Origin of the sequence: Pseudomonas sp. CVAP#3 (assembly GCF_018986375.1) — a bacterium.
Lineage (GTDB): Bacteria > Pseudomonadota > Gammaproteobacteria > Pseudomonadales > Pseudomonadaceae > Aquipseudomonas > Aquipseudomonas helvetica.
Genome location: NZ_JAHMSC010000007.1, coordinates 223,494 through 238,466, shown reverse-complemented (window position 1 = coordinate 238,466; position 14,973 = coordinate 223,494). Strand labels below are relative to the sequence as shown.

Annotated in this window: 10 protein-coding genes; 4 read left to right on the top strand and 6 right to left on the bottom strand. The window is 51.9% G+C overall.

The annotated features are described in order from the left end of the window. Positions 1-105: 105 nt before the first annotated feature. The gene (locus KRR23_RS14880; RefSeq protein WP_216743113.1) at positions 106-1,986 is read left to right on the top strand and encodes a filamentous hemagglutinin N-terminal domain-containing protein; all 1,881 of its coding nucleotides are present in this window, start codon (positions 106-108) and stop codon (positions 1,984-1,986) included. Between the two features lie 323 nt (positions 1,987-2,309). On the opposite strand, the gene KRR23_RS14875 is transcribed toward KRR23_RS14880, so the two are convergent. Both KRR23_RS14875 and KRR23_RS14870 read right to left on the bottom strand, forming a co-directional pair. Then, a complete protein-coding gene (locus KRR23_RS14875) occupies positions 2,310-2,672 on the bottom strand; it encodes a hypothetical protein (protein ID WP_216743112.1) in 363 nt (120 codons plus the stop codon). A gap of 113 nt (positions 2,673-2,785) precedes the next feature. Next, positions 2,786-3,760 (bottom strand): fimbrial protein, encoded by a 975-nt coding sequence (locus KRR23_RS14870; protein WP_216743111.1) that lies wholly within the window; start codon positions 3,758-3,760, stop codon positions 2,786-2,788. A 1,779-nt stretch (positions 3,761-5,539) separates the two neighbouring features. On the opposite strand from KRR23_RS14870, the gene KRR23_RS14865 reads away from it, so the two are divergent. Further along, a complete protein-coding gene (locus KRR23_RS14865) occupies positions 5,540-7,213 on the top strand; it encodes a hypothetical protein (RefSeq protein ID WP_216743110.1) in 1,674 nt (557 codons plus the stop codon). Positions 7,214-7,698: 485 nt separating this feature from the next. Here KRR23_RS14865 and KRR23_RS14860 read toward each other — a convergent pair whose 3' ends face one another. After that, complete coding sequence (locus KRR23_RS14860; protein WP_301542420.1) at positions 7,699-8,172, bottom strand: 5'-nucleotidase; 474 nt, start codon at positions 8,170-8,172, stop codon at positions 7,699-7,701. A 196-nt stretch (positions 8,173-8,368) separates the two neighbouring features. Here KRR23_RS14860 and KRR23_RS14855 point away from each other — a divergent pair, with 196 nt between their 5' ends. Together KRR23_RS14855 and KRR23_RS14850 are read left to right on the top strand one after the other, a co-directional pair. Next, on the top strand, positions 8,369-8,830 hold the full coding sequence (locus tag KRR23_RS14855; protein ID WP_216743109.1) for a hypothetical protein: 462 nt from the start codon (positions 8,369-8,371) through the stop codon (positions 8,828-8,830). Positions 8,831-8,848: 18 nt separating this feature from the next. Then, positions 8,849-9,271 (top strand): hypothetical protein, encoded by a 423-nt coding sequence (locus tag KRR23_RS14850; protein ID WP_216743108.1) that lies wholly within the window; start codon positions 8,849-8,851, stop codon positions 9,269-9,271. 255 nt (positions 9,272-9,526) lie between these two features. Here KRR23_RS14850 and KRR23_RS14845 read toward each other — a convergent pair whose 3' ends face one another. From KRR23_RS14845 to KRR23_RS14835, 3 genes are all read right to left on the bottom strand, one after another. Next, the gene (locus tag KRR23_RS14845; protein WP_216743107.1) at positions 9,527-10,543 is read right to left on the bottom strand and encodes a hypothetical protein; all 1,017 of its coding nucleotides are present in this window, start codon (positions 10,541-10,543) and stop codon (positions 9,527-9,529) included. Positions 10,544-10,776: 233 nt separating this feature from the next. After that, a complete protein-coding gene (locus tag KRR23_RS14840) occupies positions 10,777-12,780 on the bottom strand; it encodes a UvrD-helicase domain-containing protein (RefSeq protein WP_216743106.1) in 2,004 nt (667 codons plus the stop codon). Further along, positions 12,777-14,846, bottom strand: a complete 2,070-nt coding sequence (locus tag KRR23_RS14835) for an AAA family ATPase (RefSeq protein ID WP_216743105.1) — start codon at positions 14,844-14,846, stop codon at positions 12,777-12,779. The genes KRR23_RS14840 and KRR23_RS14835 overlap by 4 nt, the downstream gene beginning before the upstream one ends. Positions 14,847-14,973 lie beyond the last annotated feature (127 nt).

Sequence of the window (14,973 nt, the reverse complement as noted above, 5' to 3'; positions counted from 1 at the left end):
TACCACCCTAAGCATGGAGGACCATTGATACACGCCGATCCGTCAACTCAACAGCGTTCGTGTTAGCCCTGCGCGCACGTCTTATGTAAATACAACGAGGTCATAATGAAAACAATGATTGAACATCCCGCTCAACTTGGCCGCGTGCCATCCAGGCGCACCAAACTGGCACTGGCGCTTATGCTGACACTGCCAGTGGTGCAACAGACCGCATCTGCGCAGCCTCTGATTACTGTCGATCCGAGCGCGGCGCAGCCAGCTGTCGTGTCGACGGTCAATGGCACCCCGGTCATCAACATCGTCGCCCCGAACAGCTCGGGTGTTTCGCACAACAAGTTCACCGATTTCAATGTGGGACCGACGGGGCTGATTCTTAACAACAGCACGGTCGGTACGCAAACCACATTGGCTGGTGCTGTTACCGGTAACAACCTGCTCAATGGCAAGTCAGCCGGTATCATTTTGAATGAAGTGACTGGCCAGACGGCCTCTCGTCTCAACGGCGCGATTGAAGTCGCTGGGCCGAGTGCACGGGTGGTCATCGCCAACCCCAACGGAATCTCGACCAATGGTGCGAGCTTCATCAACGCCAATCGTGTATCGCTTGTCGCTGGTAAAGTTGTATTTGACGACAGCGGTAACCTTTCCCGCTTCCAGACGGACAAAGGCCAGATTCGCGTCGAAGGCGCGGGTCTTAAAGCGACTGAAGCCAATGAGGTTGATCTCATCGCTCGCACCTTGCAGGTCAACGCCGTAATTCAGGCCAAAAAGCTCAACGCGACTGCCTTGAAGGGTGAGGTGTATGCCGTCAATCCAGCGATGGTCGCCAAAGTCGACGCTACTGCTGATAACCAACCCGAAGTAGCCATTGATGTTGCCCAACTGGGAGGCATGCACGCTGACTCGATCCGCCTGGTCGGTAAGTCCGCAGGGGTGGGGGTGAACGTGGATGGCAAGATAAATGCGTTGACCGGTGGCCTGTCCGTCACATCGGACGGCAAGGTCATGATTGCCTCCACGGGCGAACTCGATGCCAAGCAACTACTGAGTATCAACGGTGGCATGAATAACCACGGCGTGGCCAAAGGCGCCAGCGTGTCGATAACCGGCGACTCGGTTCAGAGCGGAAAGGCGTCATTGTTGGCGGGCGGTTCGCTCTCGGTAACTGGCGGTATGCGCAATGATGGTGAGGTAAAAAGCGGCAACTCCATGACTTACACCGGCACGGTCGTGAATAACGGCACGCTGCGCAGTGGTGGTTCCATGACTTACACCGGGTCGCTGGAGAACCATGGTACTGCGCGCAGTACAGGGTCGATGACCATCAACTCTCCTGAAGTGTTCAATGACAATGTTATCCATAGCGATAGCAAACTGACGCTGTTGGCGGATGATGTTAAAAACACTCAAACCGGCTCCATCACCAGTGCCGGTAGCTTCTCCGAACTCGTCGATACCAAGCACAACCAAGGTGTCATGGGTTCAGGGTTCAAGGAGCCACCGGCAAAGCCGAGTGTTCCAGTGGCGCCCAAGCCGGAGGTGACGCCACCCGCAGTGGTCGATAACTCCCAGTCCCAGGGCGCAGGAAATATTGCCGGTGCTGGCAGCGTCGGTACGGGCGGTGACACCAGTGTCAGCCAGCCAGAGACTGCAGGCACCGGTGTTCCGGTGGTGCCCAAGCCGGAGGTGACGCCACCCGCAGTGGTCGATAACTCCGAGTCCCAAGGCACCGGAAATGTTGCCGGTGGCGTTAGTGTTGGATCGTCCGGCTCCGGGATCTTCATTGGCCAGCAGAGCGGCAATGACTGGCTTGGTTCCGGCATCGCCGGCAACCAAGTGGGCAGCGACGCCTGGTTGCAGTCCGTCTTCCCATCCTGGAGCTATGTCCCTGGGATGTGGCAAACACCGGTTGTAACCTATCCTGCGTATAAGGCAGCAACATGGAAACAACCCAGTTACAAGTTCACGCTAGTGCGTAACTGGTGATTATCTTTAAGTGATTAGGCAATACAGCAAGTGAAGCCCGGCAGAAATGCCGGGCTTTTTTCATCATTCCTAAAATAATAAGCGAGTGAATCATAAGTAAAAGACAACAAGAGGCTATAAATATCGGCCTATAGGAGATGGTTTTCAGGAGTGACACATGGCGCACGATTTCAGGGGAGGGATATCAGGCCGAAAATGGAAAATTGCGTCCTCGGTGATCGGTGTCCAGACAGTGTTAGAAGAAATGTGCACCTGGCATTGGTCGGGGCAAGCCATAACCTTGACCGATGGAACACCCCATCTTGCGCTGGTTTTGTACCGGGCTATGCGCGACCGCTGGGTTGATCGGGAGAAATAAAACATGCGGGTTGGCTGCAGGCAGCGGCGCGGTGCAACCAGTTGCTCAACTGTCTACAAGATGCACTTGATAATCTAACTTTGGCCGTCCATAAAATCCATTCATTTGCATCTGCGCAAATTATACAGGTCGTCGCTGCGCCTAAATTGCATTTTGCTGTCTCATTTTTCAGGACTTCCTTTTTGACGCTTTCCACGTAGCTTGTAATGTCTCTTTTAGTATGGCCGTAGCTTCTGGCGCGGCGGTGGCGGGATAACTCATCGGCGGGGACAGAGTGCGTATGGATCAAGCAATCACCTTTAACCTTTGGATTATTCTCATCGGTCATGCGGCATTCCTTGCGTGTTGCCTTACCGGTTCATATTACTGCCATTTCACATTCTCTATCTGGGAGCGTCTTCGGAGAACCCCTAGCCGAACACCCACGGCGAAGTCGTGGCCTCATTTGTACATCATGTCTACGATAACGGATGCCTCAAATGGACCGGCAATGGGATCGGCGCGCCAGATAAGATCTGCACGGAAATCAATGTTGTCTGGCTCTCTACGGTTCATCTCGGTTAGTTTGAACCATTTACTGAAAGGAATTGTTTCATCGTTGTCGACTCGGGACAGCATTATCCCGACTGAATTGTTGTTGGGAGGGACCAGCAGTTCATTGATGACGCTACCCGACGCGGGTGTAAATTTTGCATCGACTGTATAAGGGGTGTCGCAATTCTTGTTCAGTCCTAAAGTGAATTTTGCTGTGCTGGCGACTTTGCCATTCGCCGCACTCCCTGAATAAGCACGTGAAAAATTCACCACGTTTGGAGTAATAGTCAGATTGGGCGAGCAGGGGATAAATCGTATATTTGAAAGCCCTGTGAGGATGTAGTTGAAACCTTTTGTCGACACACTTTCCTCTCCGTCAGCTTGGAATACTCGATATTGAGAAAGAGTGCTGGCTTGCCCGTTATCAGGGACAGTTCCATATTTTTCGACAAAGACAGAAAAATTAATTTTAATATCTAAGTACTGACCCTTACAGTACTTAGGATCAAGCCAGAGACATGGAATAGAATACCCGGTATCAATTTTTCCTTGGCTTGGATAGATTACATTGTTATATCGGATTCCTATGCGGATGCCTTTACCAATGCTTGAAATCTTGGCAGGATCATTCCAAAGGTATATTTTTTCGTATTTATACGAAGTGGGATAATCATTTTCGCATCGAATATCTGTTGAAATTTTATCGGACTCCCAGATAATCGTGCCATCGGCAACGTCGGCAGGTACGGCAAGTGAAGTTCCAATAGCTTCTATGGTTGATAGTCCTCCGTCTATCGTCCTGCATGATAATGCGTAGCTAGTCGCAGGTGCTAGAGCCGCCAATATTAGTAAAGCGCTAAGAGTTTTTTTAAGTGGATTCACTACTCAATTACCTCGTGCTAAGCCATCTATGATGATATTTGAGCTGGTTGCTTGTCTTTAAGACACTTCTTAAATAGAGCTTTAGATACGCTTTATTTCGAGGTGACGAAGTTCATGGGCTGGTTGATGAACCTGTTGACCTCAAAGAGTCGGGCTTGCCGCCCCCTCGGGAGCGCCGTTGTAGTACCTGGCCGTTTTGTAACTGTGCGTGGGCTTCATGCCCTCCGTTCGCCCCGTTTTGAACACCGCACCGGCTTGATCGAGCCGGTGTTATGGGTAGGTTAGTTGTGTTTCGTTAAAGTAGGAGTTATAACTGCCGTTATTCCGTTATCGCGGGTACGCCCTCCACGGATCAAGGTTCACACACCAGACGCTGACGCTCATAGTTCAACGCCTTGTTACGCTCGGGAAGCGAGTAGGGGCCAGCGCGAAGGTTTCACTGACGGTTTGCCCTAGGTTAACTCCACCCGCGGGCCACGACGGAGCCGGCAACTTCAGAAGCGAAGCACCCATCCGGAACTGTGTGGAGTACTTGGAGTTCATCCGGATGAGCTACAAGTCCTTGATCCGTACTAGAAAGAAACTGTGGGGGTAGGGTGGTTGCGACAACTAAATAGCTCAACTAAATTGCCGTTTAGTTGAGCTAAGAAAGTCGTATAGAACGCCTAATTCTAAGCCTACCAATGAAACGCTGATGGCAGAAACGAAAAAAGGCGCTTTAAGGCACCGTTCTCGCATTCGGGTAAAGCAGATCCGGTCACCACTTCGCCTTTTCAGGCTTCGGCCCGCCTTGCGCGAGCACCCTTTCGGGCTAGGGGACGTTCAAATCTCAACCGGTTAGTCGTCCCGCAGTTGCATGGCTACAGTAGGGAAAAGTTGACGCCCGTCAATCAAATTGACAACCCTTTGTAGGCCGGCGACGGTTTCGCTAAACACACCGTGTCAACCGCTTGGAGTCTAGCAGCTACTCAGCTTCATCGGCTTCGAAAAGCTTAGATCCAGAGCACCTTGTAACCCTATTTTTTGATCTGTTAACCACGATGGTTAACAAGTCAAAAAATAGGGTTACAACGACAAGGCTCAGGCTGTTGCCATCCAAATGTAAACCCGCTGGCTTTGGTGACATTCCCGGAATCGCGTGGCACCCCCGATGAGTATTCCCACAAAAGCCACGGCCAGAACGTTTGATGGTAAAGAAAGCATTCGCTGGGTCGCAAGGAGCTAAAATGTTGAATGAGGATCGACGGGTATGACTCATGGCTTGCACCCGGTCATGCTGTTGAATCAAATCTTTGTACTGGGTGCGAAAGGCTGAGTTCAACGATTTAGTTCCGAAAAGTACAACGAATTACTTCCGAGGACTCTAAGGGGCTGATTTGTATCCCGTTTCATATTTAGCTGTTTTTTCGCATATTTAAGTAATCTCGACACAGCCAGAGCCTCCCACGTCCGTATAGGAAGTAACGCATAATGTATATTATGTTAAATAATGTGTCTGATCGGAACTTTCCTCCTGTTGTCCATTTCCGCAAACCCCCTGTCGGCGTTAAGAATTAATCGGCGGCGCTCCTCTTTCTCCACCGCTCAGTTAAACCTGGGTTTCTACTCGTATCAGGCTATGGTTTGTCTTGTTCGGTCGAAAATTAATCAGCGTAATTTCTCTGGAAAATTTTCGATAATTAACCGTTAAACCTTCGCGGTCGACAGGCCTTTTTTGACAACCTTGCGCAGCAAGCTATATTCGGTGACGATCATTAGCCCCACAGCCGAAGCTCTTCTATGGACAAGATGCATCCACTCTTCGGGAACACATGGGATCCGAAGAGCGATGAGGCCTCTTCGGATCCTGCTGAGTGCTCTCTGATCAAGCGAGTTTTAGCGCAGCTCGATCCTGAGCTCGATGCCTCGATAACCTATGCGTTAGCGCGAAAATTCTTCGCCTTTAAGAGCACTGTCTGTTCAAGCGAAAATTCCATTAAGCCTTCGGCTGCCGTCATTGAACGATTCTTAAACTGGGCTTTTTTTGTGCGGCGCTTGTCGCCACTAAAAATGCTGAGTGAAGACATTATTGCATTTTGTGAATTTTACTTTTCACCCCCTGCTTCCTATCTCCGGACTGTTCGTCTCTGTAAACGGTTTGTTGGATCTGGCACTTCTCTTTCCGTAAATCCTGACTGGAAACCTTTTTATATGCCTTCCGGTCAGGCGAAAAATGTCGACAGGGTAATCAGTATCCTTCGAAATTTCTTTGGACATGCTTCGCTAAGCACTCTAGTGAATATAAGTCTTCCAAGAGGGCGAGCTGGTGTAGCTCCCACAGATTCGAAAGAGACTTTGGGGGATGACTATCTGGTTGAACGATATTTTGTATTGTTGATTGAAAGTACTGAAGACTCCGTTAGGCGTCGCCCTAGCCGCACATCTCGAAATAAACAAATATTTGTTTTTGCTACATGCTACTTGTTAAAAGTCCCTTTTGCAGAGTTATCTAGGTACACCAGGTTTTTCAGCATGTCATCGTTTTCAGTATATTGTAATGCCTGGCACTTGAATCTTGAAGGCGATGAGGGATTGATTTCTCGAAAACTGCCAGGCAGGTACATAGAGATATTGCGGAATTACAGAGTTAGTTGCGGGCTTAGCGAGATGCCAAGTCCTTGTGAGGTTGAGCCAATATTTGGGTCACGCCGTGCAATCGAGCATGTGTGGGGGTCGCTTCCTGTGTTTGAGTTCATGGGCACAACTGTTGGGCAACATCTTAGAAGACTAACTTCTACCGCCAATAGAAGCTCGGATTCTGAAGGCTTTGTGCAGGATGTGCCTGATAAAACCGCACACGCCAGGCGAACAAATAAATCACTGCGAGTGGCAGCTGAGTTGCTTGGTAAAAAAGAATTATCTATGCCGCCTGTGCGATCTTTACACTCTCCTTCATCCTTATTCAATTACCACCAGAAAAACCCCGCGCTTATAGAGTTTGTAAATGAAAGCCTACTGCATTTCAAAATTCAGCGATGCGTTGGAGCACTCTCCGACAGTGATATAAGTACCATTCAAATATTTGCACGGTATGCAAATAGTGTGAGCGGCAGAAAAAACCGTTATAAGGTCAGGGGAATTGAAAAGCTGGCGCTCTGGTGTCTGTTAGTGACAGGTCTCGACATCGCGAGGTTGACTAAAAAGAATGCTATGGAATTTTTAAAGTTTTGCTCTGTTCCGCCTAGGAATTGGTGTTCAAACAATACTAAATCCACAGGCCTTGAGACTGGTCGCTCCAGCACAGAGTGGCGCCCGTTTAAGCTTTTAGTGAATGAGACTTCGTTAATCCTGCGCGCTGTGAGAATAATCGACTGGTGCAGTGCGGTAACTCAGGATCTTATTGATATGGCAATATTAAGTCATAATCCATTTGTTGAGATTTCAAAGATGCTTGGAAGCTCGAAGTACCACTAACCTACGACCAGCTTCCACCAAGTTTGAAGGCAAACGCGCCCTCACCCCATTCTTGCTAGGTCGTTTCAGCGGCCGGCCGTGCTGACAATGCCAGCAATGACTGAGGCTTTCGAGTTCGGCTCTCGTAAATCAAGCCGCCCGCGATTCGTGCGTCTTGACCCTGACCGGCTTCGAGCCTCACGCCTGCGCTCTCCGCTTGCCTGGTTAGCTAAAAAGGGGCTGAGCTTATCGCGGCGTTGAGAGCATGACTCCTGGGAAGATACTGCGCGGATGAACGCGAGGTGAGGTACATGCGACGAAGACCTCACTCCCCTGCTGTAAGCGTTGAAAACTAAACGGAATTCTGTCGCATCACCGGAAACGAACCTTCCTCAACGTGTTGCTTCTGACAGCTCTCGTGATACCTGAGATATGAGCCGACTGCTGTCGGGATCAAAACGGAACGTTCAGGGGCTTGATCGACGCAATCCCAATTTTTACCGTCCTTAACTGTCGTAACCAAAACGGGAAAAGTTTTCGACCCCAATCTCCGCACTCCTACCCAGCTTTATAGCGGCTTCCACGTCTTTTTTGTCACCAGACAGAAACAGAGCGATATTTAGCGCCGGTATGTACTCGTAAGGAGACTTTCCTTGCATGAAAATCGCCCTGGTCATCCCAAGCCCGTAATGTTCGATCGTCTTCAATACGCGTAGCCCTGTGTCAGGATCATTCCGCGAAAGAAGAATGACCTCGACAAGCGGATCCTCAGGATCGACGCTCAGGTCATTCACCGACAGCAAACGCTTGATGAAAGGGAACGCTATCCCTTTTGGAAGCGGGACGTGGAGGTTTTCTTGCTGAAATTTGCGGTACTCCTCCTCTCCTTGGCGCTGAAACACGGCATCCGAAGCCACCAAATCGAACACGGCGCTGGAGGCCACGCCTATTACCAAACGATTTTCTAGGTCATAGGGCATTCTTATCACTCATCTAAAAATCAGTCTTACCAGGGTTAGTGCAATCTTCTTCGTTTAATCAGCCTCTCGCTCACGCGCAGGTCTTGAGTTGCTATTTGTATATATAACACTTGGTGTTTGTCAATCGAATACCTCTTGTTAAACAAAAAAGCTCCATGCTAGCCTGTTAATACAACAACAAAAAAGAGTTTATGCAATGGAGTCTTACAGCATTCACGTTGAGCATTTAGAAAATACGAAATTGGCTTTTGTGGTCTTCAATGACCTAGGTGAAGTTCCGCAGTCAGTTCGCGAGTGCAGATTCCAAACTATCGGCTGGATATTATATGTGTTCGACAAAATGCGAACGCTCGTAGATGAGTGGGACGAAATTATCCGTGAAAGCAATGTCTCCGATGCGCTGACGAATCTCGCGGCATTGGAATGGGACACTGCGTGTGCTCTCGTGCGAGCTGAAACCTGGCGTGAGCGTTTCAACCTTATTTGGCCGCAATTGAGCTATCAAGACCAAGCACTTGCACTCGGTTATGACTATGACGACGAGGAAAATAAAAATTATTGGCCTGGCTTTGACTCCTTCAACATGATTTTTCACGATTTTATGCGGAAATCTCCACTCCGGAACCGTAGGAAAGCATGTAGCGAAGTAAGCTGCTAATTGAACGAGGATCTGATCATGTCTACCTTCTCCATCGATGTTCGTCTATTAAAAACGAATGCTGGACGCGTGTTAGAAGCAGAGCACACCACACAAAAAAAAGAGTCGATCACGAGTTCGACTTTCCAAGGCATCGGCTTGCTCTATCACATGGCGGATGCAGTTATCCTACGCCAACCTAACTATGCTCACGTGGCAATCGATTTTTTCAATTCTCGACTGTGCGGACTAGGAGGGAAACTTGATATAGGGGATGTATTGCTTTCTGCAGATAGCTGGAAAGAGAGAATGTATTGCGCCTGGACTGTTATCGACAAAAAATCAAGGGCAGACGCATTGAAACTGGATTATGAGGAATTCCAAAACTATTGGCCGACACTTGATTTTTGCGCTGAGGATTGGAGTTCCGAGGTTGAAGCATGGATGGATGATCCAAATTAATTGGAATGGCATCAGATAGTAGCCTGTAATGCCATGGGGAATCCCATTGCCTCCTACTGCGCTAGAATACGATCAGTGCTTCGAACGCCTGCGAAACGCCCATGTGCCCCGCGCGTAACGGAAACAACGCAGTAGCTATGGCACCAGAGCCTGTGCTGTCAGCTCCATGAGCTGACCACCCCGCTGTTTTGAGCGCTGCCCTGCGCATCTTTCCAGCGGCGCCCTCCCCCAAGCTGCTCTGGCCATTCATGCGGGTCACCGTACATCTCGAACGTTGTCAAATGACCAGTCCGCCAATCCCTCGCACCCCGTCGCCAGATAGTCCGGTCGTACTCCCAAGGTCGGATCCGCCATAACCGCCATGAAATCTATCGCCTGATTTTTCGCACCCGTTGGTAGCGAGTCCCACCAGGAGATTCGAATCGCATGGTTCTCGCAACACGCGAGCGAAAACCGGAGCAGCATGTCCTCAATCTTTCCGCCGTCGCGCCCTGATTTCGCCAAGGAATAGATGAATCGCTGGCAGCTTAGATCGCTTGATTCATGCCATGCGAGGACAAATGCCCAACCATAGTCGGTGGGGGCTGTGAAGAAAACCAGGAGATCCAAGTCTCTGGTTTCGGGGCCCAAGTCTTGTAACTGACGACCTTGAAAATCAAAATCAGGGAAGATAAGCCCCGAGGCTTGGAGCGAGCATCGAGACGTCGAGCCAAAGACAATGAATTTCAGACCGGTAAAATCGTTGGTCGCGAGGCAGCCATCGTAGATGAGCTTATGCCGTTTGAGCCGTTCAAACCCTAGGGTCTGCCCATAGGCAGCACCGGTAAGCCAATGGCTCTGCTCGGAAATCAGTCCTGGGTGCCCAAGCATTTCAGTGAGAGAGATCGATGCGTTCTCTTTAACAAAATATTCTCGGCAGATGCTGCGGTATGCGTACAGCGCCACCTGATGGTGATCGATAGCCAGCGGGCGGTCATCAATGGGTGAAAAAAGCTTGTTATCGTGCTGCTTGCACATCCCGGGAAAGGTCGACGCGCGATTCACTCCTATTTTTTTTGGCAGTGGTTTGCCTCCTGTTTCCTTCAGTGTCGACAGATCTGCATTGAGTCGATAAACGTGACCAGATTCAGCAATCAGGCCCAGTTGCCCCCGCTTCTGTATCGAGTGGGCCGAGATGATCTCGTTACATTGCAGTCCATCACTGAAATGTAGGCAGCGACCTTTCCGGCTTTGCTGCTTCATCGCTGCCTGATGCACGTTTGCGAAGGACATGTCTGAATTCCTAGGGCTATTTCACGTAGGGCTCGACGCGACAAAACTTGAGCCGACAGAACAAGCGTGGTTGGCGGCAATGCCTGACTGATTCCGCGATTGCCCTTCCGTTTGTATTGGAAGGGCAATCGCGACTCAGGGGTTAATAAATTTCTCTATTTGATCCGGCCTGCTCTCAGTCATTCATAGCGAAAGGCGTTTTTGCCCCTCGCGTAACGGGAGCAACGGAGTAGCTATGGCACTGGAGCCAGAGCTGTCAGTTCCAAAATCGACCATCCGGCTGTTTTGAGCGCCGCCCTGCGCTTCTCTCCAGTGGCGCCCTCCCCCAAGGTACTCTGACGTATGGCCAGGCACAGCATGTGAGTCGGCCGGGTCATCCCCACGTACATCAGCATCATGTCTTTCTTCGCACTGTCCGGTGGCCTCTTGGCGGCGGCCTTTTGGCCCTCAAGCCACGGCATGAGCTTTTGAATGAAGTGGGTCTTCCTGAAGGTCTCCAGAATTAGCGTCGCAGAATGGGTTTTGCCCTTTTCCGAATGAATGGATGACATCCGGATATCGACGCCGTCGGCGCCATCCTGGAATCGGTAAGTGTTTATCAGTGATCCGCCGCTTTCTCCGGCTTCAGTGGCTGCGGGTGCAGGCTCCCAAGCGAGGTACAGATGGGCTTGGAGATCAACTGCTACGCCCTCAGCACCATGAAGAACAGCTGCCAGCAGCAAGAGCTTGGGTGAAATGACCTTGATCCAATCATGCTCTGTGACCTCCAATGGCACGAACAGAATCTGCTGGATGCACTCGCGGTATTGAGCGAACGCTTCAGGTTTGGTTGTGAGTTTCTCTTCGACTGAAGCGTGGTGTCGGCCTCTCAGTTGCACCGGGCTATTAGGAAACGCCAATACGCTCAGGTTGGCCAGGCAGTAAGCCAGCAGCTCAACGGCTGAAGCGGCTGTAGGCTCTCGCATCGCATAACGCCGAGCAATGTGTGCACCTTCGGCGAACGTGCGAGGCTTGAACGATGTCTTGGTCGTATCAGATCGATAAGAGGGCCAGTAATGCTCCAGTGCCTTCGGGTACTGGTTCGCTTTGAAGTTCTCAAGACGGTGCACGGCGCCGACGGCGAACACACCCGACTTGCGGGTTTCGGTCGGTAGATGCTTCAGCACCAGCTTTGCGAACTCATCCAGAACCTGGGTCGTATCTTCGTCAGGAAAGACGATGATCGTGTTGGGGACGCTGTCTGGCGTACGCGCAGCCCGAAGTCCTACCAAACCATTCGTGATAGGGACATACGCAAAGGGGTTGGCGATCGATGCAATGGCCTGATCAAAGCGGAAGCTGCTGGCGATCTCCAGCTGACGCCCCGGGTCAGGGAACGGATCCTGCAGTGGCGTCTTCTTCTCGAAGATTTCTTGGTTTGGATCGCCGACGCGAATGACCCGGACATCTGGATCATCGTGGGGAAAGACACGCTGCAGCACGCCCGCCTGATCAGGTTGGGTATCCTGCATTTCATCGATCAAGACGCAAGGGAAGCGCAGGCGTAATGCAGCGCCCACTCCCGCCTGCTGATCGAGTAGGGCGTGGCCCAGCACGAACACCTCATCGAAGCAGAAGTAGCCAGCCTTGGCTGCGCCACTGAGCGATTTCACCACACTCTTGTAGGTGGCCGTGTGTGGCGCAAAACCAATATCTTCAGCGCCGAGGGGTTGGTCGAAATCAGCAGACCTGATCCGCAAGCTGTGAAGACTTTTGAATTTCTTCTCGAAGGCGGCTTGTGCACCTAAGTGCTCGCGGTACGTCAGCTCCCTTCGACGTGCTTTATGCGTGGCCTCATCGTCAATGGCCTGCAACGCAATCCCTTTCGAGCGTAACCATGGCGAGGCCAGGAATCGGCCGGTGAAGCCATGGATGGTGTCGATGTAGTGAGGAAAACGCAGCAGCCGTTGCCCCACCTCCGTGCCGCCGAGCCGTTTCTCGATCTCTTCCCGAGCCGCGTTGGTATGCGATAGCACGCAGATCCCTTGCATACGGCTCTTCCAATGGCGTGCCAGAATCGCCAGCTTCGCCACTACCAAAGTCGTTTTGCCGCTCCCGGGACAGGCCGCAACATCAACGGTATCCATCGACTTCAGAAAATCTCGACGAGGCTCGTCTAGCGCCTCAAGCCCCATCAGCTCCATGACCCAGTCCACATCGGCGTCAGTGATGGGGGCAACCAGCTGGTTGAGTGTCATTTGGCGACCTCCTCCACAGGGTCAGCCGATCCTGGATTCGGTGCGGTGGGCACGGTCACGGTGGGAGCCGAACTGGAGGTCGTGGCCAGTGCTGAACCCCCCGTCGCATATTCGATCGCGTGAACAACATAGGTGGGCAGCAGCCCGCGCAGCGTTATGGCATCCAAGGTGCGGGCTTCGAAACGTTGGTCAATCAGGTCGATCAGATGCTGTGCTGCGATCGCTTTGGAGGCCCTTTTGAACAACTTGTAGATCGCGGAGCACCGAGCTTCCTCGGTGGTATGGGTGGACTGGATTTTAGCGAAGGCCGTGTCCGCTTTTTTCAACAGGCTGCCCTTGGTTTCCTTGCCTTCATCGATTTTGTCCTCATTGATGGCCAGGTATCCGGCATGATGGACTTCCTTCGAAAGGCCTTGGAGCGCCAGGTCGTATTCGAGCGTCCAGTGGTCGGCAACGAACGTGCGCACGCATTGCCCATCGCTCTCGGTTCGCTTGTCGCGATGCTCCTTGAGACCTTTTTCAAGGTCGGCCGGTGTGATACCAAAGTCTTTCATGGCGCGCCAGCGCCGGTCGGCTTTGTCTGGCCAGACCGACCCCTTCACCCCCTTCAAACTCATAATCTCGGGCGCGCAGTCCGGCATCACGTCCATGTCGGTGATGCATGCCGTAGGCACAGTGATCTCGCCTTTTGAAGCATCTTTGCGTTGCAAGATTTTTGAGTAGCGCCGCAGCCCTACACCGCCAACATTGATGATCGATACGCCGTGCTTGGTAAGATCCTTACCCAAGCGTCGAGCAAGCGAAGGCAGCAAGATTGCTTCCGCATCGCCTTCCACGACAAGCAAGCCCTTTGCGAAGAACAGCCCTGCCTTGGTGACGTCCAAGAAGCGGCTGAGGAAGCGATAATCATCAGGCGCCAGGCAGGTCTGACTCTGTGCTAGCGAGAAGGCCTGTTGCCGTTGCATTAGCACCAAGTTCTGCAACGGTATCTTCGAGCTCAGATTGGGGCTATGGGTGGTGAGGATGACCTGAACCGGCCTCAAGCCTGCCGAAGGCCTCGCCGCTGCTTCAAGAAACTCCATCAATTGGAGCTGACGTTGCGGATGCAAGTGGGCTTCTGGCTCTTCGATAAGGAGCAGCGGGAGTCCGTCGGGCTCCTTACCGAGCAGCAGTAATTCGCAGGCCATGAACAACACGTTGTTTGACCCCAGCCCGTAGATGCCTCGCGCCTTTCCAGTGGCATGATCCAGCAGCCCCAGTTCCAATCGCTCCAGGATCTGCTTGAGCTTGGCTGGATCAGTCCCGGCTTCCCCAAAACCGATGCTACTCGTGAGGGGTTGGCCAGCGAGGGATAGTGGGCGAAGGTAAGTTTCGTTGATCTCCTTTTGAGCGGAGACGATGGCACCGTGGCGGTTCACAAGGTGGCGCAGGAGATCGCCCATGCCGGCAATGCTCAGCGCTTCTGCGTCAGAGAGGTCGACCGGGAGTGCAGCCGAATCGAACGAGTTGCCCGCCTCAATATTAGGGAAACTGCTCAATACCTGGGACAGCCTAGAATTGCGGCCTGGGGACATTTCCCGCTCAGCGTCCCGCAGTGGTTTCAGGTATGCAGTGGCTAACAGTTGCCGTACACCCACATCCAAAGCCGGGCCTTCTCCGTTCTCACCCGATCGAACCGAGATATCGACCCATTTGCGGGTGGAGGCCGATGCAACGACGCGGCGAGCCGACCAGTGAACGTACAGTCGCCCCACGCCACCGGTGTACGTCACGTACTCAGCGAAAGCGCCGAGTTCCGCCACGCTTAGGCCTTCCAGGGTGCATCTGAGGGTGATGGTCTCCGCCTGAGTGCCATCGTTGGCAATGTGGAAGTCCTCGATTTGCAATCGAAGGTACTCAGCATCCCGGGTCTGCAAAACGTACCGGATCGCATCGATGACGGCAGTTTTACCCGCATCGTTCTCACCTACGAGAGCAGTCACGCCTTCATTGAATTGGATGTTCAGCGCATGATTGTCATGGCCGAACTGACGGAAATTTTTGATTTTCAAAGCCGAAAGGTACACAGCGCTGCCCCCATCCTGATTCCGTGGCAGGGAGAGGGTTTGCCCAGCGCCAGCCTGGCTAGAACCATTCCTCCCTGAATGTGGTAGCTATATGCCACGAAAGCCTGTCGAGGGCTACTCGATTCGG

Coding starts and splice junctions, on each gene's coding strand:
- KRR23_RS14860 (WP_301542420.1), bottom strand. CDS start 8,172: ATGCCCTATGACCTAGAAAATCGTTTGGTAATAGGCGTGGCCTCCAGC.
- KRR23_RS14855 (WP_216743109.1), top strand. CDS start 8,369: ATGGAGTCTTACAGCATTCACGTTGAGCATTTAGAAAATACGAAATTG.
- KRR23_RS14880 (WP_216743113.1), top strand. CDS start 106: ATGAAAACAATGATTGAACATCCCGCTCAACTTGGCCGCGTGCCATCC.
- KRR23_RS14845 (WP_216743107.1), bottom strand. CDS start 10,543: ATGTCCTTCGCAAACGTGCATCAGGCAGCGATGAAGCAGCAAAGCCGG.
- KRR23_RS14875 (WP_216743112.1), bottom strand. CDS start 2,672: ATGACCGATGAGAATAATCCAAAGGTTAAAGGTGATTGCTTGATCCAT.
- KRR23_RS14840 (WP_216743106.1), bottom strand. CDS start 12,780: ATGACACTCAACCAGCTGGTTGCCCCCATCACTGACGCCGATGTGGAC.
- KRR23_RS14850 (WP_216743108.1), top strand. CDS start 8,849: ATGTCTACCTTCTCCATCGATGTTCGTCTATTAAAAACGAATGCTGGA.
- KRR23_RS14865 (WP_216743110.1), top strand. CDS start 5,540: ATGGACAAGATGCATCCACTCTTCGGGAACACATGGGATCCGAAGAGC.